Below are 26141 nucleotides of genomic sequence, written 5' to 3'. Positions count from 1 at the left end.
CAGTCCTCCCTGTTGCGAATTTCCCGCCAGCGGCGGCCGGCGTCAGTTCATGACGACGACCATCTTTCCGCCGGCTTCCCCCGCCTCCATGACTCGATGCGCTTCATGAATTTGATCGAAAGAGAAGACGCGCGCCGGCTTTGCCTCGAGCCTTCCGTCGGCCACCTGCCGTGCGATGTCTTGCAGCGGCACGTCAGAAAGCGGGAAGCCGGGAGTCCCGAACACAAAGCTGCCGAAGAAGTTCAGGTTCACCCCGCTGGGCATGCGGAGCAGCGGGTTGAAGTCCCCGATGGGGTCAAGTCCGCCCAACCATCCCGCCAGACACGCCGAGCCGCCGCGGCGCAACATGTCGAGGGAGTCGAGGATGGTGCTGTTGCCCACCAGGTCGAGGACGGCGTCGATCTGCTTTGATTCGGCGATGTGGCCCGCCAGGTCGGATCGCTCCAATTCGACGCGCGCGGCGCCCAAATTCTCCAGCACGGAAATGCGCTTGGAGCTGCGCGTCGTCGCGATGACACGCGCCCCGGCGGCGACCGCCATCTTGAGCGCGGCCTGGCCGAACGATGACGTGGCGCCGCGCAGTACGAGGGTCTGTCCGGCCGCGAGGCTGAGGTTGCGGAACAGACACGTCCAAGCCGTGGCGTAGGTTTCAGGCAGCGCCGCCAAATCGGACCAGGGCAGATCGGATTCGATGAGCGCGACGTTGGCCGCGCGCACTCGGGTGTATTCGGCATAGCTGCCGTTGATGGTTCGCCCCAGGCCGCCCATCAGCGCCGCCACCTTAGCGCCGACCGGAAACTCCCCTCCCGGGCACGAATCGACCGTGCCAACGCATTCGATGCCGCTGACCTCCGCGGCTTCCGCCCATTCCCCTCGTCGCATGTGCATCTCGGCGTGGTTGACACCGAACCCTTGCACCTTGATCACGACCTCGCCGTCCTTGGGCAGCGGCTTGGGGATGTCCGTGTAGACCAGGCTGTCGAGGCCGCCGAAGCCGTTCAGGATGATCGCGCGCATGGCGTCCCCGCCAGGCTGTTCGCGCACTACCGTGGGCGCCGTGGGCAGTGGGGCCATCACCCTGTCTCATTTCCAAATCGTTAGTCGGGCTTCGGATATTGGGTCGCGAGAGCCGCAGTGCGGCAGTTAGATTACCATCGTCGGCGCCGACTTAATGGGTCGCTTAACCCAATATTATGGGCGGAATCACCCAGATTTGTCTAGGCCGTTCGTCGCCGTTGCCCCACGCCGGTACCCCGCCCTCCTGGGCCGGCCAACATAATGGATGCGGCAGTGGGCCCGAATGAGGCGGGAGGAAACTGTGGCAGTGCGACAAACCACCCCCGAAAGGGTCAGGCAGTTTTCCGACGGCGTATTCGCGGTGCTCATCACCATCCTGGTCCTCGAACTCAAGCCGCCGTCCGCCCACAGCTTCAGTGCCTTGTTGCCGCTTTGGCCCACGGGTCTGAGCTATGTGGTCAGCTATCTCTTCATCGCGATCGTTTGGGTCAATCACCATCACCTGTTCAACTACGCGGCGACCGCGACCCCACGACTGGTGTGGTCGAACTTCGCGCATCTTTTCTCGGTGTCGCTGATCCCGTTTACCACCGAATGGATCGCCGATAGCAGGCTGGCCGCCGCGCCCGTGGCACTGTATGCGGGCGTCTTCGTCCTCGTGAACGTCACCTACGTCGCACTGTGTTGGGAGGCCGTCGATCGGCCTGCCCACGAGGACGTCTCGGACCTCATGCGGCGGATGCTGCGAATGAGATCGGTCATTACGATCGGTGTCTTCACCGCGGCGGCGGTGATCGCACTGAGATGGCCGGTGGCGGGTATGGCCCTGATTGCCCTATGTCTCATCGGCTACCTACGACCGGACATTCCCACACCGAAAAGGGCTGCGGGCGAAGGACGCTGACATCGGACGGCGAGCGTGGCGCGGCCGCTCACGATTTGCGTCTGCGCCGCGCCGAGGTTGACCGCCCGTGTCGGGGCGCGCGAGCAGCCGCGAAGGACCGCACGTAGTCCACGGCCGCATTGACGGTCGCCCGCAGTGGTTCCGCGTCACCAGTGGCATGGGTGAGCATGGCACCACCCTGGTGCGCGACGACCAGCGACACGGCCAGGTGTCGCGGGTCGGCCTCGGAGCGCAGATCGCCACGGCGCCGCATCGCCGTCAGGCCCGTCTGGAATAGCTCAAGCCACGCGTCGTACCCGTCCGCGAGGTCGTCGCGAATTTCGTCGTCGGCGTCGATGAGCTCGCCGGCCAGCGAGCCATAGACGCACCCGCCCCGGCGGTAGACGGTGTCGATGTCGGCCACACATCCGTCGGCCCACGCTTGCAACGCCTCGAAACTGTCGAGCGCGCCGAGCTGAGCTCGGGTGTGAAAAGCCATCACATCGTCGCGTCGCGCGGCGATGACTTGGCGGGTCAAATCGCGTTTGTCACGGAAATAGTGCGAGATCTGCGACCCGCCGACCCCTGCGGCGTTTCGCACCTCGTCGATGCTGGTGTTGGCAACGCCCCGCTCGAACATGAGCCCGGCGGCGACGCCGACGATGCGGGTCCGGGTCGCCAGTCCCTTGCGGGTGAATCTCGGTGTGCTGTCTGGGTTTTCGGCGTGCCGCGGCATCGGTGAGCCGGCCTATGTCGTGCGGCGCCGACCCCGGGGACGCCGCGGGAGACGTGGGGCTCTTTCGACGGGATCGGTGGCGAACATCCGCAGATAGTTGACGGCGAACCGCGTCGCATCGGCGTGCGGCCACTCCGCTCGATAGGTAAACGCCAAAGTGCCGCCGCCCTGGTGAGCGCCGACGATGACCAAGGCCAACTGCCGAGGATCGGCGCTTGGGCCGAGAACCCGGCGATCTTTCATTCGCTGGATGGCCGCTTCGAGCAACTCGACCCACTGCCAGTACCCCGCGGCCAACGTGGCGCGAGTAGCGTCGTCGGACTTCGCCAGCTGCGCGGCCAGGGCGTGGTAAGTCGGTGTGCCGCCGGCGGTTCCGATGCGGCGTAGGTAACGCATGTTGAGATCGATCCACCGTTCGAAGTCGTCGAACGAGTCCAGGTCGCCGAGCTTGGGCTGGCGATGGAAGTCCAGAACCACGCCGATCTGGCGCCTGACGACCGCGCGAATCAGCGCGCTTTTGTCGGCGAAATAGTGAGCAAGCTGGGAACCACTGACCGACGCGGCCCTGCGCACGTTCTCCATGTTCGAGGCCGACAGTCCCTGGGTGACGATTAGCTCGGCGGCGGCCTGCACGATCCTGTCGCGGGTGGCACGCCCCTTGGCGGTCAACCGTTGTCCGTCCTGAACATCGGGATGGGCCATGGCGTCAGGCTAACCTGCGAGTGCCTCCAATTATGGGATATCCAGCCCATTGCTGGGGTGCGCCGTCGGCGCGCCTCGTCAGTTGGACAGGTGCTTGGCGAGGAAGTTGCGGATCAGCTCGGCGACGTCGTCTAGTGCCGACTCCAACAAGAAATGGCCGCCGTCGAGCAAATGGATTTCGGCGTCGGGAAGGTCATCGGCGAACGCCTCGGCGCCGGCCGGGCCGAAGATTTCGTCACCGCGGCCCCACACGGCCAACAGCGGCACGCGGCTCGCCCGGAAATATTCGTGCACGCGAGGGTATAGCGGCACGTTGGTGGCATAGTCTCGCAGCAGTTTTAGCTGCACCAGGTCGTTGCCGGGCCGGGATATCAGCGCGTAGTCGTGATACCAGGACTCCGGGTCGACCAGCGTCTCGTCGGCGACGCCGGTGAGGTATTGCCACCGCGTGGCCTCCAAGGTGAGGAATTGCCGTACTGGTGCCTCGGTCTCGGCCGTCGGTTGATCTTGGTAGGCCTGCACGACCTTCCAGAAGCTCTCGACGAACCCGGCGTCGTACGCGTTGCCATTTTGGGTGATGATCGCGGTGATGGCGGACGGCTCGCGAAGCGCCAGTCGCCAGCCGATGGGGGCGCCATAGTCCTGCACGTACATCGCGTACCGATCGATGCCCAAGCTCTGCAACAGGCCCGCGGTCAGGTCGGTGAGCGCATCGAAGGTGTAATCGAACTCCTCGACGGCGGGCGCGTCCGAGAGCCCAAAGCCCAGGTGGTCCGGGGCGATCACGCGATAGCGGTCGGCGAGCGCCGGAATCAGGTGCCGATACATGTAGGAGCTGGTCGGAAATCCGTGCAACAGGACCAGCACCGGCGCACCGGCGTCGCCGGCTTCGCGAAAGAACAGCCGACGGCCGTCGACGGTGGTGTAACGATGATGAACTGCCGGCATGGGATACCTCCTGCACCACGGGTTTCGAGGCTTCCAGCGCCACGACCGCGGCGCTGTCGTTCGGGCCTTTGCAGTTTTGGGATGTGCATCCCAGTATGCATCAAAATCAGCGGGCCGCAATAGGCCCCGAAGGCGTTGACCGCTCGGCGGGCGGGGAATATTGTGGGTCAGCTATCCCAATAGCTTCGCCGGCGTGAGCACGAGGAGACGTGGTGGGCAAGCTTGTCTCGGTCAACGTGGGCATGCCCAAGAACGTGCAATGGCGGGACAAGACCGTGTACACCGGGATATGGAAAACCCCGGTCGAAGGCCCCGTCATGGTTCGCCGCACCAACATCGACGGCGACGGGCAGGGCGACTTGGCCGGCCACGGCGGCGAGCAACGCGCCGTCATGGTGTACCAAACGGAGTCCTACGAATTCTGGAGGACCTACCTGAATCGCGAAGACCTGGCGCCCGGTCATTTCGGAGAAAATTTCACCATTACCGGACTATCCGACGACGAAGTCTGCATCGGTGACCGCTACCAAATCGGTGAGGCGGAGTTCGAGGTCACCCAGCCGCGTGTCACGTGCTTTCGGGTCGGACTGCGCCTCAACGATCCGGAGATGCCCAATCTGCTTGTGTCGCAGCATCGCCCGGGATTCTACTTCCGGGTCATCACCGAGGGCCATGTCCGTGCCGGTGACGACATCGTGCGGGTCCGGCGCGGCCGCCACGAACTCAGCGTTGCCGACGTCGACGCGTTGTTGTATCTGCCGAACCGCAACATCGAACAGCTGCACAAGGTAGTTGACGTTCCGGCGCTCAGCCCCGGCTGGCAGCAGTCATTCCGCGACATGCTTCGTGAGGGCCTAGCGACCGAGACCGCACCCCCGGTCGGAATCGAGCCGGGATGGGACGGCTTTCGCCCGCTTCGGGTCAGCGCGATAACCCGGGAAAGCCCGCAGGTCATGTCGATCCGTCTGCAAGCCGACGACGGCGGTTCGCTGCCCCGACCGCTTCCCGGCCAGTACCTGACCGTGCGAGTCCCGGGCGCCGCCAAGCCGACGCCGATGCGCAGCTACTCCCTCTCGGGGGACCCCAGCACCGGGGACTACCGCATCAGTGTCAAGCGCGAAGATCACGGCGTGGTGAGCCGCTGGCTGCACGCCCACGTCCAGCCCGGGTCCATCGTCGAGGCCGCCGCGCCGCGCGGCGACTTCTATCTGACCGAGGAAAGCAATCCGGTGGTCCTGATTTCGGCGGGAATCGGCATCACGCCAGTATTGGCGATGTTGCATACCCTGTCGGCTGCCCGCAGTAGCCGCGACGTCTGGTGGCTGCACACCACCCGCAGCCACGAAACCCTGGCCTTTGCAACGGAAGTCACGACCCTCGTCAAGTCGTTGCCGCACGCCCGCCAGTTGGTGTTCTACACGCAGACGCAGGGACGTCCGGATGCGGCGACCATCGCATCGCTAGGGCTGCCGACCGATGCTGCGGTATATCTCTGTGGTCCAACACAATTCATGTCCGACACGCGCGACGCCCTCACCGCAGCTGGGCTCGATCCGGCACGCATGCACAGCGAGTTGTTCGGCGCGCTACCGCCGATCAACCCCGGCATCGTTGCGGGGGCCGAGCGCAAACCGCCGCACCCGCCCGCGGGACCGTCAGGCACCGGACCGTCGATCACCTTCTCGCGCAGCGGGCTCACCGTCAACTGGTCCGCCGACTACGCCAATATCCTGGACTTGGCCGAGGCCTGCGATGTGCCAAGCCGATTCTCGTGCCGAAGCGGCGTCTGCCATGTGTGTGAGACACCAGTGGTCGCCGGGACGACAACATACGTCCAGGCGCCGTTGGAGCCGCCGGGACAGGGAAGGGTCCTCATTTGCTCGGCGGCTCCAGAAAGCGACCTCGTCCTCGACCTTTAGCCACGAAAGCCTAGAGTTCGACAGTTAATGGCGAGACTCAAGAACATCGCGGCCGGGCTGCTGTGCGCCGCGGGACTCCCGGCGCTAACGCGGCGGCGACACCGCGACGCGCTTGGCATCGTGATGTTCCACGGCGTCGAAGACGAACCGCTGTCGCCGTCCTGCTGGCATGTGCTCGGCGCGGCGCAGTACCGCCGTCGACTGGAATACCTCCGCGAGCACTTCAACGTCCTCCCGCTCGAGGAGGCGCTCGATCGCCTGGCGGCGGGGACGCTGCCGCCGCGCGCCATGGCGATCACGTTCGACGACGGCACCCGGAACCTCGCCACCCACGCGGTCCCGGTGCTGCGCGAGTTGAAGTTGCCCGCGGCGGTGTTTCTGGCGACCGGCCCGATGGGCGGCGACGAAACCCTGTGGCCCGACCGGCTTTGGCTGGCGGTCGCCCGCACCACCGCGAGCGAGGTCGATCTGGCGGCGCTGAGTCTGGGCGCTCGTTCGCTCGCCGACGCCACCAACCGCGGCAAGGTTTACGCTGCCGCGGTCGAACGGTTGAAAGACCTGCCCGACGTGCAGCGGATCACGGTGCTGGACGAGATTCTCGACGCGCTGGGCTACCGCAACGGCGGGGATGGGGGTCCCTTCCGGATGCTTTCATGGCACGAAGCACGGGAGATGGCCGGCGACGGCCTGGTGACCCTGTATCCGCACTCGGTGACCCACCCGATTCTCGCCCGCTGCGGCGACGACAAGCTCGAGCGGGAGATCACGGATTCCTGTGCGGCGTTGGAGCGTGAGACGGGCCGGGCGCCAACAATTTTCGCTTACCCCAACGGCCGGCCACGGGATTTCGACGACCGCGCCAAAGACGTGCTGCGCCGCCGCGGCGTCCGCTTTGCGTTGTCGACCACACCCGGATTCGCCGACCGTCGCTGCGACCCGCTGGCCTTGCCGCGGTTGGCGGTGGGCAGTGATTCGTCGTTCGACTACTTCCGGCTCATGGTTTCCGGCGGGCTGCCGCGCCGCGGCGTCGGCCACGGGATGGCCGCCGCCGGCTGAGCGGCCGGCGTCACCGTGTCGCGGCGGCGAGCCACAAGTCGTGCAGCGCCTCGCGCCAGCGGACGATGTCGAACTCGCCGGCACGCGCGTGGGCGGCCGCGGCGAGGCGGTCGCGCAACGCGGCATCGGCGATCAGGGATTGCAGCGCCTCGGCCAACTGGCGTGGATCGCCAGGGCTGACCAGCACACCGTTTTCCCCGTCGATAATCACTTCCGGAATCGCGCCCACCGCCGTGGTCACCGGGACCACGCCGTTGGCCATCGCCTCCAGCACCGCCATTGGAAGGCCCTCGCTGTAGCTGGGCAACACGAAGATCGCCGACTCGGCCAGCAACCGGTCCCTCTCGACCGGGTCCACCCAGCCGACGACGTCCACGGTGTCGTCGAGTGCGCTGGTGCGGACGAAGCCGCGCACCTCGTCTACCTCGCCGTCGCCGGCCAGCGTGACCCGCAGGTCGGCGCGAATATCGTTGGGCAGCATGCCGATCGCACGAACCAGGTCGTAGCTTCCCTTGTTGGGGCCCAACCTGCCCAGCGACACCACCCGTAGCGGCCGGCCGGGGCGCGGCGCCGGCGCGATCGCGGGCATCACCACGGGGTTGTAGAGGACTCGGGTGTTGGACTCGTCGAATCCGAGGCGCACACACGACTCCCTGAGATGGGATTGACCGAGCACCACCGAATAGTCGGCGTGCAGCGCCGCGCGCACGGCGCGGCGCAGGAGCGGCGGCAGCTCGTCGAGCCAGGTGAAAAAGTGCGAGCTGTGGCAGTGGACAATGGTCGGGACGCCGCGCAGCCGAGCGATGAACAACGGTACGGCCTTGCGAACGACGCTGCCGCGCAAGGAAAAATGGGCGTGCAGCACGTCGGCGGAGCCAAGAAGCAGGAGCGTGGATGCCTTGAGAATGCCCGTCACTCCCGTCCACAGCCGCGCCCCCAGCGCGGCATCGATGTAGGTGGGCACGAGGTTGACCAGAAACCGTTGGTCCGTGTCTTCGCTCAGCAATCGCATCACCGTCGCCATCCCGCCGCGGCTGTTGGGCCCGGCCGGTGCGTTCCCGATCGTCAGCACCCGGATCGGATAGCGTTGCTGGCGCGCCATTACGGGCCGAGTGCGACCGATGCCTCGGCGGTGTAGCACAGGAACGTCAGGGTCTCCTGCAGGTATAGCTGCACGGTGTCGGCGTCGTGACTGCTGTAGCCGATGGCGACGTCGGTCCCCAGTTGCAGGTCGAAATCTCCACCGCGAGTGGTCAAGACGAAGGCGCCGTCGATGGCCGGCGCCCAGATGATGTCGCCGTCAACCAACCGGTTCAGGTGCTCGCGGATCGGATATCCGTGTTCGGTGGTCTCGCTGACCTTCGTGTAGACGCCGGCGGAGAGCAGCACCGAGTAGGGGCCGTCGACACCGGCGAGCCGCAGTTCGGTCAACGCCTGCGAGATGGCATCCGGCATGTCTCGAGGGTCCTCGGGCAATGTCAGCGGCTTGTTGGAGCTGGCGCTGCGGATGCCCTCGATCGACGCGGCGGCGTAGCCCTCGAAGATGGTGCGGTCCTCGACGAACGCCAGCTTCTTGGCGGCTTCCTTGACCGGGTCCCAGTCGGAGTCGTTGGCGCCACGCTCCACATCGTCGATCTCGGAGCGAGACAACGTGAACGGAACCCGCAGCCGGACAAGGGGTTTGCTGGCGCGAAGGTGCGCGACCACACCGTCGGTGGGCGCTTTGACGTCGATCAGCCGACCGGTGCTGACCGCCGCGGTGACTGGCCCGCCGGGCTCGCTGACGTCGACCACCCGGCGCCCGGCGATATGCCGTTTGAACGTGCGCGTCGCCTCCAGTTCGATTTCGGCCCAAGCGACGTCGGTGACCGGTGCCAGGTCGCGGTAAAGGTTGTTGATCATCCGGTGGGTCCTTTCATGCTGCCGATCGAAAGTGAGCCATTGGAGGCTGGGTCAGGTAAAGATGTGACGGGTCGTTCCGTCGCCAGCGTGGCGGGCAGCGGTGGCGGGTCGTCGAGGAAATCCACGGTGGGGGAGAAGAATAGGCCGCCTGTGACCGCGGTGGAGAAATCCAGGATGCGGTCGGTGTTGCCCGGCGGATCCCCGAGGAACATGTTGCGCAGCATCCGTTCGGTGACCTCGGGGGTGCGCGAATAGCCGATGAAGTACGTGCCGTACTCGTCCTTGCCGAGTTCACCGAACGGCATGTTGTGCCGCACGATCTTCAGTTCGGTGCCGTCGTCGTCTTCGATCACGTTCAGCGCGATGTGCGAGTTCGGTGGCTTGACGTCATCGTCGAGCTCGATGTCTTCGAGCTTGGTGCGACCGATCACGTGCTCTTGCTCGGTGACCGACAGCGAGTCCCACGACGGCATGTCGTGCACGTACTTCTGCACGTGGACGTAGCACGAGCCGGCGAAGTCGGGGTCCTCGTCGCCGATGGCGGTGGCGCTGACGGCGATTGGGCCATCCGGATTTTCGGTGCCGTCGACGAAGCCGAGCAGGTCGCGGTTGTCGAAGAACCGAAAGCCGTGGACCTCGTCGACGACGGTGACCGCACCCGCCATCGACTTGAGGATGCGCCCGGCCAACTCGAAACACACGTCCATCGATTCGGCCCGAATGTGAAACAGCAGATCACCGGGCGTGGCCGGGGCGGTGTGCTGCGGACCGGTCAGCTCGATGAAGGTATGCAGTTCGGCGGGCTTTTTTGCTAAGGGAGGCCCGCCGAACAACCGGTCCCAGGCGTTGGAGCCGATCGAGGCGATGACCGACAAGCGTTTCGTCGGATCGCGGAAGCCGATGGCGCGCACCAGCCCGGACAGATCCGGCAGCGCGTCGTGCACGGTCGCTTCGCCGCCGTCGTCGATGGTGACCACAAGGAAGATGGCCGCGGGCGTCAACGGCGCAAGGATGGGCTGCGGCTGTACCGGAGGCACATGGGCGACCCTATCGGGAACTGCGCGGTCGCCGACAGCCATGATGTTCAACATGTCGGCCAGTGCCGCAGGCCTCTGCGAATTCATCGATGCCTCCCCGTCGCCGTTTCATGTGTGCGCCACCGTGGCCGGGCGGTTGGTCGACGCCGGATACACCGAACTGAACGAAGCCGACAGCTGGCCGTCGCAACCCGGTCGCTACTTCACCGTCCGCGCCGGTTCGCTGGTCGCCTGGAACTCGGGCGGCGCCGACGGGCCTTTCCGGATCGTCGGTGCCCACACGGACAGCCCGAACCTACGGGTCAAGCAGCATCCCGACCGGCTGGTCGCCGGCTGGCGGGTGGTGGCGCTGGAGCCGTACGGAGGAGCGTGGCTCAACTCGTGGCTGGACCGAGACCTGGGCATCAGCGGCCGGTTGTCGGTCCGCGACGGCGACCGCGCCGTCCAGCGGCTGGTGCGGATCGACGATCCGATCCTGCGGGTGCCGCAGCTGGCCATCCACCTGGCCGAGGACCGCAAGTCGCTCACGCTGGACCCGCAACGACACGTCAACGCGGTATGGGGAGTCGGCGGCGGCGCCGCGTCCTTCGTCGATTACGTCGCCGAGCGCTCGGGGGTGGCCGCGGTCGACGTGCTGTCGGCCGACCTGATGACACACGACCTGACCCCGTCCGCGGTGATCGGTGCGGACGGCGACCTGGTGAGCGCGCCGCGGTTGGACAACCAGACCAGTTGCTACGCGAGCATGGAGGCCCTGCTGGCCGCGGAGCCGCGCGGTTTCGTCCCGGTGCTGGTGCTCTTCGACCACGAGGAGGTCGGTTCGTCCTCCGACCGCGGCGCGCAATCCAACCTGCTGAGCACCGTTTTGGAACGGATCGTGCTCGCGGCCGGCGGCGGCCGGGAAGACTATTTGCGGCGCCTGCCGGCGTCGCTGCTGGCCTCGGCCGACATGGCGCACGCCACCCACCCCAACTACCCGGAGCGGCACGAGCCGGGTCATCCGATCGACGTCAACGGTGGACCGGTGCTCAAAGTGCATCCCAATCTGCGCTACGCCACCGACGGACGCACGGCCGCGGCGTTCGCGCTGGCGTGCCGGCAAGCCGGTGTGGGGCTGCAGCGCTACGAGCATCGCGCCGACCTGCCGTGCGGGTCGACCATCGGGCCGCTGGCGTCGGCGCGGACCGGCATCCCCACCGTCGACGTCGGCGCTGCCCAGCTCGCGATGCACTCGGCACGCGAGTTGATGGGGGCGCAGGATGTGGCCGCGTATTCGGCCGCACTGCAAGCGTTTTTGTCGCCGCGCTGACCTACGATCCGGGCATGACCTTCAACGTAGAAATGGTCACCTTCGACTGCGGCGACCCCGCGAGCCTGGCCGGCTGGTGGGCCGAGCAGTTCGGTGGCAAGACACACGTCATCCTCGCCGACGAGTTCACCGCCGTGACCTTCCCCGAAGGGCTGCGGCTCGGGTTCCAGAAAGTGCCCGATCCCACCCCGGGAAAGAACCGGGTACACCTCGATTTGAGTGCGGCCGACATCGACGCCGAGGTATCGCGGCTGACGGCGGCCGGGGCCAAGGAGGTCGGCCGGCACAAGTTCGGCGAGAACTTCCGCTGGGTGGTGCTGGCCGACCCCGAGGGCAACGTTTTCTGCATCGTCGGCAATCCCGCCCTCTAGGCGGGCCGCCGCGCGTCAGCGCTGATCGAGGAAGAGCGGGTCGTAGCGGATGACGTTCTCCACGACCATCCCGTCGCGGCTGCGGACACGGTCGAGGCCGCGAATCCGGAACGGTCCGGCGGGGCCGGTGCCTTCACCGACGTAGTGCAAGTACACCAGTTCCTCGCCCTCAGCGGGACCGGGAACGGTTGCGCTGTCGATGAGCTCCAGCTTCAAATCCGGTGCGGCGTCCAGTATTTCGGCGATCTTCGCCGTGTACGCCTCGACTCCCCGCACCGGCGCCGGGTCACCCGGCCAGTAGCCGACGATGTCGTCGGCCAGAATGTCGAAGCCGCGCGACATGGTGGGCGCGGCCCAGTACGCGGCCCACAGCTCCGCACTGAACTTCGGGGCAGCGGTCTTGACGTCGGTCATGGTTCCTCCCTGGGTAAGGCGCTTCGATCGAGCGCGTTAAGGCAAGCGTGTCCGTCGCCGTGCGGCGGCACAATTACCTCGGAGGTCATCGCCGCGGTGCGCGCGGCGTGGTTACCGTTGCTTCGTGAGCGATGCCGCGGTGGGTGTCCTGTTGCGCGAATGGCGGGCTCGCCGCCGGGTGAGTCAGCTCGATCTGTCGCTGAGCGTGGGTGTGTCGGCGCGGCATCTGAGCTTCATCGAGACCGGGCGTTCGCGGCCCAGTCCCGAGATGGTCCTCGCGCTCGCCGAGGGCCTCGACATTCCGTTGCGGGAGCGCAACTCGCTCCTGCTCGCCGCCGGGTTCGCGCCGCGCTACTCCTCGCGCCCGCTCGAGGATGCCGCGCTGTCCCCGGCCCGCGATGCCGTCCAGCGCCTGCTCGACGCGCACGACCCCTACCCGGGCGTCGTCATCGACCGGTGCTGGAACATCGTCGGGACCAATGCGGCGGCGTCCGCGCTGACGGCTGGGCTGCCCGAGCATCTGCTCGGCCCGCCGGCCAACGTGTATCGGCTATGCCTGCATCCCGACGGTCTCGCCAACCGGACCCTGAATTTCGACGAATGGGCGGGCTACCTGCTGAGCCAGCTGCGACGCACGATCGCACTCACCGGCGACCCGACGTTGCAGGCGATCGACGAGGAGGTGCGCGGATACCCGGGCGTCGCGGCCGCCGCCACAGCGCGCGGCATGCCCGCCGACAACGCCTCGCTGCTGATTCCCTTCGTGCTCGACGCCGGCGGCGGGCAGCGGCTGTCGATGTTCACGACGCTCACGACGTTCGGAACCCCGCTCGACGTCACCCTCGCCGAACTCGCCGTCGAGCTGTTCTACCCGGCGGACCCGGAAAGCGCACGCATGCTCCGCGGCGACTAACTCTTAGACTGTTGCCGTGACGACCGCGCGCATTCAGGCGATTGACACCGTCGAGCACGCCGCGACCACTCCCGATCAGCCGCAACCCTTTCACGAGCTCGGCCTCAAGGACGACGAGTACCAGCGGATACGCGAGATCCTGGGCCGCCGGCCCACCGACACCGAGCTGGCGATGTACTCGGTGATGTGGAGCGAGCACTGCTCGTACAAGTCCTCCAAAGTTCACCTGCGCTACTTCGGTGAGACCACGACCGACGAGATGCGCGCCGGCATGCTGGCCGGGATCGGGGAGAACGCCGGGGTCGTCGATATCGGCGACGGCTGGGCGGTGACCTTCAAGGTGGAATCGCACAACCACCCGTCGTACGTCGAGCCCTACCAAGGCGCCGCGACAGGCGTCGGGGGCATCGTCCGCGACATCATGGCCATGGGCGCACGGCCCGTCGCGGTGATGGACCAGCTTCGATTCGGCGCCGCCGACGCGCCCGACACCCGCCGCGTGCTCGACGGCGTGGTTCGCGGCATCGGCGGCTACGGAAACTCGTTGGGCCTGCCCAACATCGGCGGCGAGACCGTGTTCGACGCGTCGTATGCGGGCAACCCGCTGGTCAACGCGCTGTGCGTCGGCGCGCTGCGCAAAGAGGATCTACACCTGGCCTTCGCATCCGGAACCGGAAACAAGATCATCCTGTTCGGCGCGCGCACCGGCCTCGACGGCATCGGCGGCGTGTCGGTGTTGGCGTCGGAAACCTTCGGCGGCGACGAGGGCGGGGGCCCCGGCCGCAAGAAGCTGCCCTCGGTGCAGGTCGGCGACCCGTTCACCGAGAAGGTGCTCATCGAGTGCTGCCTCGAGCTGTACGCGGGCGGGCTGGTGATCGGCATCCAGGACCTTGGCGGGGCCGGATTGTCCTGCGCCACATCGGAACTCGCGTCAGCCGGCGACGGCGGCATGAGGGTCGAGCTGGACAACGTGCCGCTGCGGGCCGCCAACATGACGCCCGCGGAGATCCTGTCCAGCGAGTCTCAGGAGCGGATGTGCGCGGTGGTCGCGCCGGAGAATGTCGACGCGTTCCTCGCGGTCTGCCGCAAGTGGGAGGTGCTGGCCACCGTCATCGGCGAGGTCACCGACGGCGACCGGCTGCAGATCACCTGGCACGGCGAGACGGTGGTCGACGTGCCACCGCGCACCGTCGCCCACGAAGGCCCGGTGTATCGGCGCCCCGTCACCCGCCCCGAATCGCAGGACGCGTTGAACGCCGACACGTCGAGCGGGCTGCCGCGGCCGGCCACCGGCGACGAGCTGCGCGCGACTTTGCTTGCGCTGCTGGGCAGTCCGCACCTGTGCAGCCGCGCGTTCATCACCGAGCAGTACGACCGGTACGTGCGCGGGAACACCGTATTGGCCGAGCACGCCGACGGCGGCGTGCTGCGCATCGACGAGACGACCGGCCGCGGCATCGCGGTATCGACCGATGCCTCGGGGCGCTACACGCTGCTTGACCCGTACGTCGGCGCCCAGCTGGCGCTGGCCGAGGCGTACCGCAACGTCGCCGTCACCGGTGCGACGCCGGTCGCGGTGACCAACTGCCTCAACTTCGGCTCGCCCGAGGACCCCGGCGTGATGTGGCAATTCGCACAGGCGGTGCGTGGTCTGGCGGATGGCTGTGCGGCCCTGGGGATTCCGGTCACCGGCGGCAACGTCAGCTTCTACAACCAGACCGGGACGACGGCGATCCTGCCCACGCCGGTCGTCGGCGTGCTCGGTGTCTTGGATGACGTGAGCCGACGTCTCCACACGTCTTTCGGCAGCGAACCGGGAGAGACCCTGCTGCTGCTGGGCGACACGCGCGACGAATTCGACGGCTCCATCTGGGCGCAGGTGAGCGCCGACCACCTCGGCGGGCGGCCGCCTGCGGTTGACCTGGCGCGCGAGAAGCTACTGGCCGAAGTGCTCAGCTCGGCGTCGCGGGATGGGCTGGTGTCCGCCGCGCACGACCTGTCCGAGGGCGGCCTGGCGCAGGCTATCGTCGAATCGGCCCTGGCCGGTGAAACCGGTTGCCGCATAGTGCTTCCCGAGGGCGTCGATCCCTTCGTGACATTGTTTTCCGAATCGGCCGGCCGGGTGCTGGTGGCCGTGCCGCGAACCGAGGAGAGCCGGTTCCGGTCCATGTGTGAGGTGCGGGGACTGCCAGCCGTCCGCGTCGGCGTCGTCGATCAGGGCTCGGACGCCGTGGAGGTTCAGGGGCTGTTCACGGTGTCGCTTGCGGAACTGCGCGAGACCTCCGAGTCGGTGTTGCCGCGATTCTTCGGATAAGCAGGCTCCGCGCGCTGTCGTTGGCCGCCGCGCTGGTCGGCTGGAGCTTCGTCGGCCCGCGACTGCCGAATGAGCTGCGAGCGGGGCTGCAGGCCGGTGTTGCCGGTCTGCTGGTGGTCGGGACACATGCGTCGTTGGGGTTAAGCCCGCCCCGGCTGTGGTCGGGGCTGCGGCTGGGATCAGCGTCGGGTGCGGTAGCGGCGGCGGCCATCTCCGCGACGACCCCGCTGCCGCCGGTACGCCTGTCGATGGCCGCCCGCGAACTTCCCGTGCTTGCGCGGGGTTGGCTGCTGTGGCGGATACCGATCGGCACCGTCTGGGCCGAAGAGGCCGCCTTCCGCGCGGCGCTCGGCACGCTCGGTGCGCGCGCCTTCGGCACGTCCGGCGGAAGGCTGTTGCAGGCCACCGCTTTTGGGCTCTCCCACATCGCGGACGTACGCGCGACGGGCGAGCCGGTGCTGCCCACCGTGCTGGTCACCGGCGTCGGGGGATGGCTGTTCGGTTGGCTGGTCGACCGTTCCGGCAGCCTCGCCGCACCAATGCTGGTGCACTTGGCCATCAACGAGGCGGGCGCCGTGGCCGCGCTGGCCGTCCAGCGGCGGTCCCGCGTGAACGGATCGGCGTAGTGGCACCCTGAGGTATGGCCGTCCGTCAGAAAGCCGATCCGGCCAAGACCCGGCAGGCCGTGTTGGCCATCGCCGAGTGGTTGCGCGACGAAACCCGTCCGGCGCCCGACCGCGATGCGCTGGCGACCGCGGTGCGCCTCACCGCACGCACCCTCGCCGCCGTGGCGCCCGGCGCCAGCGTCGAGGTACGGATCCCGCCGTTCGTCGCTGTTCAGTGCGTTGCCGGGCCCAGGCACACCCGCGGTACGCCGCCCAACGTGGTGGAGGCCGATCCACGGACATGGCTGCTGCTCGCCACGGGGATGGTGTCGCTGGCGCAGGCGAAGAGCGCCGGCCGGCTGACGCTATCGGGCTCCCGGGCGGGTGAAATCGACCACTGGCTGCCCCTGATCGCGGTCGGCTGAACGTCACCCTGAACTGCAGGTTTAGACTGAAGACATGTATTATTCGGTGCTCAACACGCGTGCTGAATTCGGCGCTGAGGCCACCGTGCCCGTAGACTCCGTTACGTCACCAACCGTTCCCCAGGGAGCCGCCGACCCGTGACCGTCCAGGAACCCCAGCAGGACCTGAACTCGCCCCGTGAAGAGTGCGGCGTATTCGGGGTCTGGGCCCCCGGCGAAGAAGTCGCCAAGCTCACGTACTACGGCTTGTACGCGCTGCAACATCGCGGCCAGGAGGCCGCGGGCATCGCTGTCGCCGACGGCTCCCAGGTGCTGGTGTTCAAAGACCTCGGCCTGGTCAGTCAGGTGTTCGACGAGCAGACGTTGGGCGCCATGCAAGGCCACGTCGCCATCGGGCACTGCCGCTACTCCACCACGGGCGACACCACGTGGGAAAACGCCCAGCCCGTGTTCCGTAATACCGCGGCGGGCACCGGAGTTGCGTTGGGACACAACGGAAATCTGGTCAACACCGCCGAGCTTGCGGCTCGCGCCCGCGACGCCGGGCTGATCGCCAAGCGCTGCCCCGCGCCGGCGACCACCGACTCGGACATCCTGGGGGCGTTGCTGGCCCACGGAGCGGCCGATTCGACTCTGGAACAGGCGGCGCTGGAACTGTTGCCGACCGTGCGCGGCGCCTTTTGCCTGACGTTCATGGACGAGAACACGCTGTATGCGTGCCGCGACCCCTACGGGGTGCGCCCGCTGTCGCTCGGCCGGCTGGATCGCGGCTGGGTGGTGGCCTCCGAAACCGCCGCGCTCGACATCGTCGGCGCCTCGTTCGTGCGTGACATCGAACCGGGCGAACTACTGGCGATCGACGCCGACGGGGTGCGCTCCACGCGTTTCGCCAACCCCACGCCCAAGGGCTGCGTCTTCGAGTACGTCTACCTGGCGCGTCCGGACAGCACGATCGCCGGTCGGTCCGTGCACGCCACCCGGGTAGAGATCGGGCGCCGGCTGGCCCGCGAATGCCCAGTCGAGGCGGACCTGGTGATCGGCGTGCCGGAATCCGGCACGCCCGCCGCGGTGGGATACGCGCAGGAGTCCGGCATCCCGTACGGCCAGGGCCTGATGAAGAACGCTTATGTCGGGCGCACCTTCATCCAGCCGTCGCAGACCATCCGCCAGCTCGGCATCCGGTTGAAGCTCAACCCGCTCCGGGAAGTGATCCGCGGCAAGCGACTCATCGTCGTCGACGACTCGATCGTTCGCGGAAACACGCAACGCGCATTGCTGCGAATGCTGCGCGAGGCCGGGGCTGTCGAGGTGCACGTGCGCATCGCCTCGCCGCCGGTGAAGTGGCCGTGCTTTTACGGCATCGACTTCCCGTCACCGGCGGAGCTGATCGCCAACGCCGTCGAGGACGAGGCGGAAATGCTCGAAGCGGTTCGGCACGCGATCGGCGCGGACACCCTTGGCTACGTCTCGCTGCGGGGCATGGTCGCGGCTTCCGAGCAGCCGGCCTCGCGGCTGTGTACCGCTTGCTTCGACGGCAAGTATCCGATCGAGCTGCCAAGCGAAAGCGCCCTCGGCAAGAACGTCATCGAGCACATGCTCGCCAACGCGGCGCGGGGGTCGGGGCTCGACGATCTCGCGGCCGGTGACGTACCCGAACTACCGGTTGCGCACTGACGACGTTTGATACCGGCGGCGAGCGCCGCCCGGTAGCCTTTATCGCGATGACGGATCCCGGAAAGAGCCCCGGACGCAGCCCGGGCAGCCAGGGCATCACCTACGCGACGGCCGGGGTGGACATTGAGGCCGGCGACCGCGCCGTCGAATTGTTCAAGCCGCTGGCCACAAAGGCCACCCGACCCGAGGTGCGCGGCGGGCTGGGCGGATTCGCCGGACTGTTCGCGTTGCGCGGCGGCTACCGCGAACCGGTGCTGGCGGCATCCACCGACGGTGTGGGCACCAAGCTGGCGGTCGCTCAGGCGATGGACAAACACGACACCGTCGGGCTCGACCTGGTCGCGATGGTCGTCGACGACCTCGTGGTCTGCGGCGCCGAACCGCTCTTTCTGCAGGACTACATCGCCGTCGGCCGGACGGTGCCGGAACGGCTGAGCGCGATCGTCAGCGGCATCGCCGAGGGATGTGTGCGCGCGGGATGCGCGCTGCTCGGCGGCGAGACCGCCGAACACCCGGGTCTGATGGAACCCGACCACTACGACATCTCGGCCACCGGTGTGGGCATCGTCGAGGCCGACGACGTGCTGGGCCCCGACCGCGTCAAACCCGGCGACGCCATCATCGCCCTGGGCTCGTCGGGCCTGCACTCCAACGGGTACTCGCTGGCGCGCACCGTCCTGCTCGAGATCGACCGGATGAACCTCGCCGGTTATGTCGAGGAGTTCGGCCGCACCCTGGGCGAGGAATTGCTGGAGCCCACCCGGATCTACGCGAAAGACTGCCTGGCGCTGGCCGCCGAAACCCACGTCCGCACGTTCTGCCATGTCACCGGCGGCGGGCTGGCCGGAAACCTGCAACGCGTCATCCCGCATGGCCTGACCGCCGAGATTGACCGCGGCACGTGGACGCCCGCGCCGGTGTTCGCGATGATCGCCCAGCGTGGCCGGGTTACGCGCGAGGAGATGGAAAAGACGTTCAACATGGGCGTCGGCATGATCGCCGTCGTGGCGCCGGAAGACACCGACCGCGCCCTGGCGATCCTGACCGCGCGGCACTTGGACTGCTGGGTGTTGGGAACCGTTTGCAAGGGTGGAAAAGCGGGCCCGCGGGCCCGGCTGGTCGGACAACATCCGAGGTTCTAACGGGCTGCGACAAGCACGATGCCGATGCGAAACGCATCGGCATACAAGAGTGGTCTAGCGGGGCCAGTCGTCCTGGTGACCCCACGAGTCGTCAGCGGCCTCGCCGTTCGGCTCGTCGGAATCGTCGGCGCCCGTCCCTGACAACTCGCGCTGGAGCCGCTGGAAGTCGGTCTGCGGGGAGCTGTACTTAAGTTCTCGAGCAACCTTGGTCTGCTTTGCCTTAGCCCGGCCGCGGCCCATGGGGGAACCCCCTCGCGCAATAACGGAGCGGCCTAACGAGTAGGCGGCTCCGATCTCTTGGTGTCGTTATTGTCCTGCCGACAGTTTACCGTGCCGTACGGTCGGGTGCCGGTGCCCCCTGCCCGCCGAGGCGGACCATATCGCCAATCATCGCGTACCTCCCCGCAACCGTTCAACGGCCAACCGGCCCGCGCCGATCTGTTCGGCGGGGGGCAGCGAGTCGGGGTCGATGACCGCCGCCTGGTCGCCTATCGCGAGCTCGGTGTCGGCGGGCAGCCCCCGCTTGAGCAGTGCCAGGGCCACCGGTCCGAGGTCCACGTGGTCGACGACGGTTCCGAGGCGTCCGACGGTGCGACCGCCGGCCAGCACCGCGTCGCCGGTCGAGGGTCGATCCACGGAACCGTCGAGGTGCAACAACACCAGCATCCGCGGTGGTTTACCGAGGTTGTGGACGCGCGCGACCGTCTCCTGCCCGCGATAGCAGCCTTTGTCCAGATGGACCGCTCCTTCGCCGGGGCCGCCGATCCAGCCCACCTCATGGGGGATGGTGCGCTCGTCGGTGTCGACTCCGAGCCGGGGGCGACGGGCCGCGACTCGGTGGGCCTCGTATGCCCACACTCCAGCAGGGCACAGACCCGCCTGTTCCAGGCGGGCCTTCCAACCGTCCGCCTCGCCACGCGGTACGAGCAGGTCCAGCTCGATGCGGCCGGCAATGGCCGTGGGCATCCGCCGCGCAAAGCCGCCACCGGAGACCGGGACGGCCGTCAGCTCGCCGGGCAGCGCTTCCAGCCCCAGCGCGTTCAGCACCGCCGGGTCAGCCAGCCGCGGCCCCAGCAGCGACAGCACCGCCATGTCGGCGGCGGCCACCGTCACGTCGGACCAGAACACCATCTTGCGCAGGTAGTTCAGCAGCGGCTCGCCCCGCCACGGTTCGGTATCGAGGTAGGTGGTGCCGCCCAGCTCGCTCTGGATCCAGTGGTCCTCGACCCGGCCCTGGCCGTCGAGGCTGAGGTTTTCGGTGCTGGCGCCCTCGGCGAGGTCGCTGACGTGTTGGGTCGAAATGTTGTGCAGCCAGGTCTGCCGGTCGCTCCCGGTCAGGGTGAGCACCGCGCGGTGCGAGCGGTCCACGACCACCGCATCGGTTTCGGCGGACCGCTGCTCGCCCAGCGGATCGCCGTAGTGCCAGATCGCACCCGCGTCGGGCCCGGCATCGGGCGCAGGGACTGCAGTCATGCATCAACTCTACGGATCCGAGTGTGCGGCTAAGCTTCACCACCATGGGTGTGATCGTCACGCTGGACGGTGAGATACATCCGCCAGAGGCCCCGCTGCTGCACGCCGACGACCTCGCCGCCGTTCGCGGCGACGGAATCTTCGAGACGCTACTGGTCCGCGACGGCACCGCGTGTCTGGTCGAGTCCCACCTGCAGCGGCTGACGCAGTCGGCCAAATTCATGGATCTGCCCGAACCCGACCTCGACAGCTGGCGGCGTGCGATCGAGGTTGCGGCGCAGCACTGGGCCGCGAACACCACCTACGAGGGCGCGATGCGGTTGATCTGCAGCCGGGGCCGCGAGAGCGGATCACCGCCCACGGCGTACGTGATGGTCACTCCCGTCCCGGAACGAGTCGCCGCGGCCCGGCGCGACGGATTGTCGGCGGTCACGCTGGACCGCGGATTGCCGGCCACCGGCGCCGATGCGATGCCGTGGCTGCTGGCCGGCGCCAAAACTCTGTCGTACGCGGTCAATATGGCCGCCCTGCGCCATGCCGCCCGGCAGGGCGCCGGCGACGTGATCTTCGTCAGCTCGGACGGCTACATCCTGGAGGGCCCCCGCTCCACGGTGGTCATCGCCACCCACTCCGGGGCGGGTGAACCGTGCCTGCTGACGCCGCCGCCGTGGTACCCGATCCTGCGGGGAACCACGCAACAGGCCCTGTTCGAGGTCGCCCGGGCCAAGGGCTACGACTGCGACTATCGGGCGCTGCGGATCGCGGATTTGCATGCCGCCCAAGGGATTTGGCTGGTGTCGAGCATGACGCTGGCCGCCCGCGTGCACACGCTCGACGGCCGGCCACTGCCCCGATCCCCGCTGGCCGCCGAATTCGCCGAACTGGTGGACGCGGCGATCGTCAGCGATCGCTGAGCGCTGAATTCTGTTGTCGCCTCGCGCAATGGCGGGTACGGTCGGCCGTACACAAGGAAGGAGGTGGTCCGCGAAATTGATAGCTTCATGGACATGTGAGGTGGCTACGCGCTAGCTGCAATGGCTCGGAAGAGCTAGCGATCAACGCGCGCTGGCGAATTCCCCGTAGCCACCCGGCCCCCGAGCTTCCGGTCTGTCCAACCAGGAGCATCGCTCGGGGGCCGCTCCATGTCAGGACGCTGTCGGCGTAGCCGGCTGCGGAATCCACTGCCGCCAACCGCAATTACCCGGCGAACCGCGACAGCCGCGCCGAAAGGTGTGGCACCAGACCGCCGTCGGCGTCCACGCGTTCCTCGACGTAGGCCAGATCGCCGCCCTCGACGATGCCGTAAAGGCGCTTGGCTCCGCCGACCAGCACGCCGGATCGGCTGCGGGCCAACGCGTCGGTCACCAGTTCCCACGACGACTGGGTGCGCGGACGCCCGTAGAACAGTTCGACGTAGCCGGCCGAATGGGCTAGCAGCAATTCGATGGCCTGGGACTCGCTCGGATCGTCGGGATCGTTGACGAAGCGCCAGAAGCCCGTCTCGCGCAGGCCGGCTTCCCGGTAGTCGCCGGCGTCATCGAGCCGCCAGGAGCGGGCTTCCCAATTCAGGTAGTCGCCGCCGTCGTGCGACACCACGATCTGCTGACCGAATCGGTAGTCGCCGTCGGCTCCACGGCCCTCGCCTTCGCCGCGCCACACGCCGACGAGCGGCAGCAGTGCCAGCAGCGTGTCATTGAGGTTGGCGCCTTCGCGCAGGTTGGCGGTATCGGCGGGGACGGGCAGGTCGTCGAAGGCGGGAATGTTGCGGGATGCGGTCACCTTGGCGCGTTCGGCAGCGGCGGCCACGGCACGATCGCCGGAACCCGCGGAACCGGCCGGTCCGTCAGGGGCCTCGGAGGTCACGACTCGTCAGTGATGAGCCGGTACAGCGTGTACAGCGCGAACCATGAGATGAACACCGTCATCCCGACCAGGATGATCTCGAAAAAGAGCACCACGGGGGCAAGTCTATTCGTCCCCCGGCGTGCGGGCCGTCCCGGTCAGGGGGTCGCCGTCAGGCGACCTTGACGTCCACCTCGTGGATGCCCGCACCGGACGGCGTCACGACGGCGTCGCCGTTGCCAACCGCCGACAGCGCGCGCACCGTCCAGGAGCCCGGAGCGGCGAAGAACCGGAAGTCGCCCGTGGCGGACGCGACCACCTCGGCCGTGAACTCGTCCGAAGAGTCCAGCAAGCGGACGAACGCACCACCGACGGCCTGGCCGTCGCGGTCAACGACGCGGCCGGTGATCACCGTTTCCTTCTCCAGGTCGACGCTCGCGGGCAATGTCAGCCCTTGCTTCGGTCCAGAGCACATATCAACTTCCCAACTCGATCGGGGCACCCACCAGGGAGCCGTATTCCGTCCAACTGCCGTCGTAGTTCTTAACGTTCTTGTGTCCCAGCAATTCCTGTAGCACGAACCAGGTGTGCGACGAACGCTCCCCGATTCGGCAGTACGCGATCGTTTCTTTTTTGCCGTCCAGCCCCGCGTCGGCGTAGAGCTTGGCCAGCTCCTCGTCGGACTTGAAGGTGCCGTCCTCGTTAGCGGCTTTGCTCCACGGGACGTTGATCGCGCCGGGGATGTGGCCCGGCCGCTGGCTCTGCTCCTGCGGCAGGTGCGCCGGCGCGAGGATCTTGCCGGAGAACTCGTCGGGCGAACGCACGTCGACGAGGTTCTTGGTGTTGATGGCGGCGATGACCTCGTCGCGGAAGGCTCTGATGCTGTTGTCCGGCGCGGCCGCGGTGTAGGAGGTCGTGGGTCTGCTGACGGTGTCGCTGGACAGCGGGCGCCGGTCGAGCTCCCACTTCTTGCGACCGCCGTCGAGCAGCTTGACCTTGTCGTGGCCGTAGAGCTTGAAGTACCAGTACGCGTAGGCGGCGAACCAATTGTTGTTGCCGCCGTAGAGGATCACGGTGTCGTCGTTGGATATGCCGCGGTCAGAGAGCAGCTTGGAGAACTGCTGGGCGTCGACGAAGTCGCGCTTGACCGGGTCCTGCAAGTCGGTGCGCCAATCCAGCTTGATCGCGCCGGGGATGTGGCCGCCGTCGTAGGCGCTGGTGTCTTCGTCGACTTCGACGAAGACCACGTTCGCGGCGTCGAGATTGCTCTCGGCCCAGTCAGCGGAGACCAGGACGTCGGAGCGTGCCATGGTGGGGTTCCTTTCGGTTTCTTCTAACGAGGTGGTCAGCCGGGTTGCGCGGAACGGGCGGTCGGCCGGAAACGCGCAACGACGGGGTAGAGCTGGCAGCCAAGGCAGATGCCGAAGGCCGCGTTCAGGAAGGCGGCCACCAGAGCCGCCGCGGTGGCGATGACGCCCAGCAGCGGCGCGCCGCCGGCGAATCCGGCGACGCCGACGACCGCAAAGATCAGTCCGACAAGTTGGGCGAACTTCAGCGGCGGCACCGGTTCGCGCTCGGTCACCGGGCCCAGCCTGGGCGCCACGACGGCGGCAAATACCCGCCCATACGGATGACGGCGCGGCCCGCCCGCGGCACCGACGGCAAAAACCACGGCCTGCAGAGCCAGGATGAGCGCGGCGGCCCCCGCGCTGACCGCCGAGACGATCAGCGTGAAGACCAGGACCGCGGTCGTGACCCAGGCGGCGAACCTGGGCCCGCGGACGTCAACGCGGTCCGGTTGGGTGCTGGTGTTGCTGCTTGACACGAACGACTCCTAGGTACGCCTATTGCACGGAAACGGTGGAGGCATGCCACGGTAGGGCTCCGGGCTGCTCCGAGAGCTACGCGGAAGGGCGCGGCTACTCAGCAGCTACAGCAACAACAACAACCCGCGATGCGGCACAGATCGACTGCGCGACGCTTGGTGAGCATGGGCTCGAGGCGGGCTGACACGTCGGCAAGCTTACCCAATGACATGGTGATCAAGCCAACAGCGGTTCGAGTGCCGATCGCAGCTCGGCGGCCTTCGGCACGCCCGACGTCCGGTATCGCTGTCGCCCGTCGATGTCGAAGATCAACGTGGTGGGCAGCGACAGAACCGAAAATCGGCTGGCTGCCTGCGGATTGGCATCCAAATCAACCTCGACGTGGGCTATGAATCCCAGGTCGCCGAGGTCATCGCAGACCTGGTCGACCACCCGGCGCACCCGATCACAAGGCCCGCACCACGGCGCGCTGAAGTGCACGACGGTCGGTCCGTCGTGCGAAAGCCCAAGGTCAGCGGCGTCCACGCCGGCGTCCGAGTGAACTTCGCGGATGTTTCCGGAGCGCCGGGTAAGCAACCATCCCGCAAGGGTTGCCACCAGGACCGCCGCCACGATCGCGACGATGACGGTGTTCATGTGCGCCACTCCTTCTCATCGCTGCGCTCTGCATCGTCGTCGGCGCAATTCATGACTGTTTGAACCCGTCGAGGCTGACCGTTACTCCCCGGGTGACGCCCTCGATGATGACGTCGGAGCCGCGTGCGCCTTCGCTGGTGGGTGCGACGCCGAACGGAAGCCGTTGGTTGGGCAGCCTCGTGTTGAAGGCGCGCAGTACCGCATCCCGCTTGTCGTCCGGCACGGCTTGGTCGGCGGTATCGGGCCCGGTTAGGACGCCGGTCGGGGTGATCAGCAGCGTCGCCTGGTCGTCGGGGGCGATGGAAAGGTCCACCGAAACGCTGACCCGGTGCTCGAAGCCGGCCGAATGTGGCGTGCCGCTGAACACCAGGCCGTGGCTGTCGGAGATGCCCGACGCGGTGACGCCGCCGGTGGCGGTGTTGGTTTCCTTGGGTGGTGCCTCGACCATCAGGTCGCTGATGCCCATGTACCGGCCCAGGTGCGTCGAGTCGATGATGATGCGGCTCTCCAGCCTGCCCACCGGGAGCTTCGCATCGGGCCTGATCAGCCACGACGCATGGGTCAGGTCGACCGAATACATCGTGGCTTCGAGGGTGGCCTTGCCGACCATCGCGTGATCGACGGCGTTGGCCTTGATCTCGACCTGGTCGTAGTGATCGCGCATCGCCTGCGGAAGGAAGGGGAAAGCCAGGATCGCAACGAACGGGTCGGACCCCAGATTCGCCGCTTTGCGCACGTTGGACGACAGCCGGTATTCGGCGTAGATGCTGGCCCCGTAGTCGACGCCGACGGCCCCGATGGCGATCACGGCTACCGCGGCGGCCGCGATCATCCAGATCAGCACCCTGCGCATCCGCATATTGTGGCCTGTCCATCGGCGGCGCGCCGCACGGCGCCGGGCGTGACCGCTCACGCTGCGGCCAGAGCGCTTCGTCACACTCCGCTCCGAAGGGCTTCGTCGCCGGGCCAACTGCCTGGTTGCACGTTATCGTTAGAT

The 26141-nt window shown here is 67.4% G+C and carries 29 protein-coding genes; 12 read left to right on the top strand and 17 right to left on the bottom strand.

All coding sequences use genetic code 11. The features are described from left to right. Positions 1-42: 42 nt before the first annotated feature. Positions 43-1074: a zinc-binding alcohol dehydrogenase family protein gene (locus A5747_RS05535; protein ID WP_076122645.1), complete on the bottom strand. Its 1032-nt coding sequence runs from the start codon at positions 1072-1074 to the stop codon at positions 43-45. A gap of 244 nt (positions 1075-1318) precedes the next feature. On the opposite strand from A5747_RS05535, the gene A5747_RS05530 reads away from it, so the two are divergent. After that, positions 1319-1921: a TMEM175 family protein gene (locus tag A5747_RS05530; protein ID WP_076122644.1), complete on the top strand. Its 603-nt coding sequence runs from the start codon at positions 1319-1321 to the stop codon at positions 1919-1921. A gap of 28 nt (positions 1922-1949) precedes the next feature. Here A5747_RS05530 and A5747_RS05525 read toward each other — a convergent pair whose 3' ends face one another. From A5747_RS05525 to A5747_RS05515, 3 genes are all read right to left on the bottom strand, one after another. Further along, positions 1950-2636: a TetR/AcrR family transcriptional regulator gene (locus A5747_RS05525; protein WP_076122643.1), complete on the bottom strand. Its 687-nt coding sequence runs from the start codon at positions 2634-2636 to the stop codon at positions 1950-1952. Between the two features lie 12 nt (positions 2637-2648). Continuing rightward, positions 2649-3338 (bottom strand): TetR/AcrR family transcriptional regulator, encoded by a 690-nt coding sequence (locus tag A5747_RS05520; RefSeq protein ID WP_076122642.1) that lies wholly within the window; start codon positions 3336-3338, stop codon positions 2649-2651. 78 nt (positions 3339-3416) lie between these two features. Next, the gene (locus A5747_RS05515; RefSeq protein ID WP_076122641.1) at positions 3417-4286 is read right to left on the bottom strand and encodes an alpha/beta fold hydrolase; all 870 of its coding nucleotides are present in this window, start codon (positions 4284-4286) and stop codon (positions 3417-3419) included. A 212-nt stretch (positions 4287-4498) separates the two neighbouring features. Here A5747_RS05515 and A5747_RS05510 point away from each other — a divergent pair, with 212 nt between their 5' ends. Beyond that, on the top strand, positions 4499-6205 hold the full coding sequence (locus A5747_RS05510; protein ID WP_076122762.1) for an MOSC and FAD-binding oxidoreductase domain-containing protein: 1707 nt from the start codon (positions 4499-4501) through the stop codon (positions 6203-6205). A gap of 27 nt (positions 6206-6232) precedes the next feature. Further along, complete coding sequence (locus tag A5747_RS05505) at positions 6233-7261, top strand: polysaccharide deacetylase family protein (protein WP_076122640.1); 1029 nt, start codon at positions 6233-6235, stop codon at positions 7259-7261. 10 nt (positions 7262-7271) lie between these two features. Here the strand turns inward: A5747_RS05505 and A5747_RS05500 are convergent, their stop codons facing one another. Genes A5747_RS05500 through A5747_RS05490 form a run of 3 tightly spaced genes read right to left on the bottom strand, consistent with a single transcriptional unit; the run spans position 7272 to position 10242 of the window. Beyond that, positions 7272-8363, bottom strand: coding sequence for a glycosyltransferase family 4 protein (locus A5747_RS05500; RefSeq protein ID WP_076122639.1), 1092 nt, complete (start codon positions 8361-8363; stop codon positions 7272-7274). Further along, a complete protein-coding gene (locus A5747_RS05495; RefSeq protein WP_076122761.1) occupies positions 8363-9160 on the bottom strand; it encodes a family 1 encapsulin nanocompartment shell protein in 798 nt (265 codons plus the stop codon). Before A5747_RS05495 ends, A5747_RS05500 begins: the two co-directional genes overlap by 1 nt. Beyond that, entirely contained in the window at positions 9160-10242 is a 1083-nt protein-coding gene (locus tag A5747_RS05490; RefSeq protein WP_198938133.1) for a Dyp-type peroxidase, read from the bottom strand. Before A5747_RS05490 ends, A5747_RS05495 begins: the two co-directional genes overlap by 1 nt. A gap of 10 nt (positions 10243-10252) precedes the next feature. Between A5747_RS05490 and A5747_RS05485 the strand changes: the two genes are divergently transcribed. Together A5747_RS05485 and A5747_RS05480 are read left to right on the top strand one after the other, a co-directional pair. After that, positions 10253-11509, top strand: coding sequence for a M18 family aminopeptidase (locus A5747_RS05485; protein WP_198938125.1), 1257 nt, complete (start codon positions 10253-10255; stop codon positions 11507-11509). A gap of 14 nt (positions 11510-11523) precedes the next feature. Continuing rightward, the gene (locus A5747_RS05480) at positions 11524-11880 is read left to right on the top strand and encodes a VOC family protein (RefSeq protein WP_076122636.1); all 357 of its coding nucleotides are present in this window, start codon (positions 11524-11526) and stop codon (positions 11878-11880) included. 15 nt (positions 11881-11895) lie between these two features. Here the strand turns inward: A5747_RS05480 and A5747_RS05475 are convergent, their stop codons facing one another. Next, positions 11896-12294 (bottom strand): nuclear transport factor 2 family protein, encoded by a 399-nt coding sequence (locus tag A5747_RS05475; protein ID WP_076122635.1) that lies wholly within the window; start codon positions 12292-12294, stop codon positions 11896-11898. A gap of 124 nt (positions 12295-12418) precedes the next feature. Here A5747_RS05475 and A5747_RS05470 point away from each other — a divergent pair, with 124 nt between their 5' ends. The 6 genes from A5747_RS05470 (at position 12419) to purM (ending at position 19367) form a co-directional block, all read left to right on the top strand. Continuing rightward, positions 12419-13207 (top strand): helix-turn-helix domain-containing protein, encoded by a 789-nt coding sequence (locus A5747_RS05470; protein WP_076122634.1) that lies wholly within the window; start codon positions 12419-12421, stop codon positions 13205-13207. A gap of 16 nt (positions 13208-13223) precedes the next feature. Then, positions 13224-15521, top strand: a complete 2298-nt coding sequence (purL, locus tag A5747_RS05465) for a phosphoribosylformylglycinamidine synthase subunit PurL (protein WP_076122633.1) — start codon at positions 13224-13226, stop codon at positions 15519-15521. Beyond that, a complete protein-coding gene (locus A5747_RS05460; RefSeq protein ID WP_142245455.1) occupies positions 15518-16147 on the top strand; it encodes a CPBP family intramembrane glutamic endopeptidase in 630 nt (209 codons plus the stop codon). Before purL ends, A5747_RS05460 begins: the two co-directional genes overlap by 4 nt. A 14-nt stretch (positions 16148-16161) precedes the next feature. Continuing rightward, positions 16162-16551 (top strand): sterol carrier family protein, encoded by a 390-nt coding sequence (locus A5747_RS05455; protein WP_076122631.1) that lies wholly within the window; start codon positions 16162-16164, stop codon positions 16549-16551. Between the two features lie 138 nt (positions 16552-16689). After that, positions 16690-18225: an amidophosphoribosyltransferase gene (gene purF, locus A5747_RS05450; protein WP_076122630.1), complete on the top strand. Its 1536-nt coding sequence runs from the start codon at positions 16690-16692 to the stop codon at positions 18223-18225. Between the two features lie 47 nt (positions 18226-18272). Next, positions 18273-19367, top strand: coding sequence for a phosphoribosylformylglycinamidine cyclo-ligase (gene purM, locus A5747_RS05445; RefSeq protein WP_076122629.1), 1095 nt, complete (start codon positions 18273-18275; stop codon positions 19365-19367). A 54-nt stretch (positions 19368-19421) separates the two neighbouring features. Here the strand turns inward: purM and A5747_RS05440 are convergent, their stop codons facing one another. Further along, complete coding sequence (locus A5747_RS05440) at positions 19422-19607, bottom strand: DUF3073 domain-containing protein (RefSeq protein WP_076122628.1); 186 nt, start codon at positions 19605-19607, stop codon at positions 19422-19424. A gap of 147 nt (positions 19608-19754) precedes the next feature. After that, a complete protein-coding gene (locus tag A5747_RS05435; RefSeq protein WP_076122627.1) occupies positions 19755-20840 on the bottom strand; it encodes a folate-binding protein YgfZ in 1086 nt (361 codons plus the stop codon). Positions 20841-20890: 50 nt separating this feature from the next. Between A5747_RS05435 and A5747_RS05430 the strand changes: the two genes are divergently transcribed. Beyond that, complete coding sequence (locus tag A5747_RS05430; RefSeq protein ID WP_076122760.1) at positions 20891-21754, top strand: aminodeoxychorismate lyase; 864 nt, start codon at positions 20891-20893, stop codon at positions 21752-21754. Positions 21755-22037: 283 nt separating this feature from the next. Here A5747_RS05430 and A5747_RS05425 read toward each other — a convergent pair whose 3' ends face one another. The 7 genes from A5747_RS05425 to lmeA form a co-directional block, all read right to left on the bottom strand. Beyond that, positions 22038-22703: an FABP family protein gene (locus A5747_RS05425; protein ID WP_076122626.1), complete on the bottom strand. Its 666-nt coding sequence runs from the start codon at positions 22701-22703 to the stop codon at positions 22038-22040. 151 nt (positions 22704-22854) lie between these two features. Next, positions 22855-23157: a DUF1416 domain-containing protein gene (locus A5747_RS05420; protein ID WP_076064332.1), complete on the bottom strand. Its 303-nt coding sequence runs from the start codon at positions 23155-23157 to the stop codon at positions 22855-22857. A 1-nt stretch (position 23158) separates the two neighbouring features. After that, positions 23159-23992, bottom strand: coding sequence for a sulfurtransferase (locus A5747_RS05415; RefSeq protein ID WP_076122625.1), 834 nt, complete (start codon positions 23990-23992; stop codon positions 23159-23161). Positions 23993-24027: 35 nt separating this feature from the next. Then, positions 24028-24507: a DUF4395 domain-containing protein gene (locus A5747_RS05410; RefSeq protein ID WP_076122624.1), complete on the bottom strand. Its 480-nt coding sequence runs from the start codon at positions 24505-24507 to the stop codon at positions 24028-24030. A gap of 98 nt (positions 24508-24605) precedes the next feature. Continuing rightward, positions 24606-24719 carry an Ms5788A family Cys-rich leader peptide gene (locus tag A5747_RS25740; protein ID WP_369805001.1) on the bottom strand — a complete coding sequence of 38 codons (114 nt, stop codon included), beginning with the start codon at positions 24717-24719 and terminating at the stop codon, positions 24606-24608. A gap of 5 nt (positions 24720-24724) precedes the next feature. Continuing rightward, entirely contained in the window at positions 24725-25144 is a 420-nt protein-coding gene (locus A5747_RS05405; protein WP_076122759.1) for a thioredoxin family protein, read from the bottom strand. Between the two features lie 49 nt (positions 25145-25193). Continuing rightward, positions 25194-26003: a mannan chain length control protein LmeA gene (lmeA, locus tag A5747_RS05400; RefSeq protein ID WP_076122623.1), complete on the bottom strand. Its 810-nt coding sequence runs from the start codon at positions 26001-26003 to the stop codon at positions 25194-25196. Positions 26004-26141: the final 138 nt, after the last annotated feature.

Origin of the sequence: Mycobacterium sp. IS-836 (assembly GCF_001954275.1) — a bacterium.
Taxonomy (GTDB): domain Bacteria; phylum Actinomycetota; class Actinomycetes; order Mycobacteriales; family Mycobacteriaceae; genus Mycobacterium.
This window is presented reverse-complemented; position numbering and strand designations above follow the sequence as displayed.

Bases quoted from the DNA above. Each gene is read 5' to 3' on its own strand.
- A5747_RS05535 (WP_076122645.1), bottom strand. From the start codon at position 1,074: ATGGCCCCACTGCCCACGGCGCCCACGGTAGTGCGCGAACAGCCTGGC.
- A5747_RS05525 (WP_076122643.1), bottom strand. From the start codon at position 2,636: ATGCCGCGGCACGCCGAAAACCCAGACAGCACACCGAGATTCACCCGC.
- A5747_RS05520 (WP_076122642.1), bottom strand. From the start codon at position 3,338: ATGGCCCATCCCGATGTTCAGGACGGACAACGGTTGACCGCCAAGGGG.
- A5747_RS05515 (WP_076122641.1), bottom strand. From the start codon at position 4,286: ATGCCGGCAGTTCATCATCGTTACACCACCGTCGACGGCCGTCGGCTG.
- A5747_RS05505 (WP_076122640.1), top strand. From the start codon at position 6,233: ATGGCGAGACTCAAGAACATCGCGGCCGGGCTGCTGTGCGCCGCGGGA.
- A5747_RS05500 (WP_076122639.1), bottom strand. From the start codon at position 8,363: ATGGCGCGCCAGCAACGCTATCCGATCCGGGTGCTGACGATCGGGAAC.
- A5747_RS05490 (WP_198938133.1), bottom strand. From the start codon at position 10,242: ATGGCTGTCGGCGACCGCGCAGTTCCCGATAGGGTCGCCCATGTGCCT.
- A5747_RS05485 (WP_198938125.1), top strand. From the start codon at position 10,253: ATGTCGGCCAGTGCCGCAGGCCTCTGCGAATTCATCGATGCCTCCCCG.
- A5747_RS05480 (WP_076122636.1), top strand. From the start codon at position 11,524: ATGACCTTCAACGTAGAAATGGTCACCTTCGACTGCGGCGACCCCGCG.
- A5747_RS05475 (WP_076122635.1), bottom strand. From the start codon at position 12,294: ATGACCGACGTCAAGACCGCTGCCCCGAAGTTCAGTGCGGAGCTGTGG.
- A5747_RS05455 (WP_076122631.1), top strand. From the start codon at position 16,162: ATGGCCGTCCGTCAGAAAGCCGATCCGGCCAAGACCCGGCAGGCCGTG.
- purM (WP_076122629.1), top strand. From the start codon at position 18,273: ATGACGGATCCCGGAAAGAGCCCCGGACGCAGCCCGGGCAGCCAGGGC.
- A5747_RS05440 (WP_076122628.1), bottom strand. From the start codon at position 19,607: ATGGGCCGCGGCCGGGCTAAGGCAAAGCAGACCAAGGTTGCTCGAGAA.
- A5747_RS05435 (WP_076122627.1), bottom strand. From the start codon at position 20,840: ATGACTGCAGTCCCTGCGCCCGATGCCGGGCCCGACGCGGGTGCGATC.
- A5747_RS05420 (WP_076064332.1), bottom strand. From the start codon at position 23,157: ATGTGCTCTGGACCGAAGCAAGGGCTGACATTGCCCGCGAGCGTCGAC.
- A5747_RS05415 (WP_076122625.1), bottom strand. From the start codon at position 23,992: ATGGCACGCTCCGACGTCCTGGTCTCCGCTGACTGGGCCGAGAGCAAT.
- A5747_RS25740 (WP_369805001.1), bottom strand. From the start codon at position 24,719: ATGTCATTGGGTAAGCTTGCCGACGTGTCAGCCCGCCTCGAGCCCATG.
- A5747_RS05405 (WP_076122759.1), bottom strand. From the start codon at position 25,144: ATGAACACCGTCATCGTCGCGATCGTGGCGGCGGTCCTGGTGGCAACC.
- lmeA (WP_076122623.1), bottom strand. From the start codon at position 26,003: ATGCGGATGCGCAGGGTGCTGATCTGGATGATCGCGGCCGCCGCGGTA.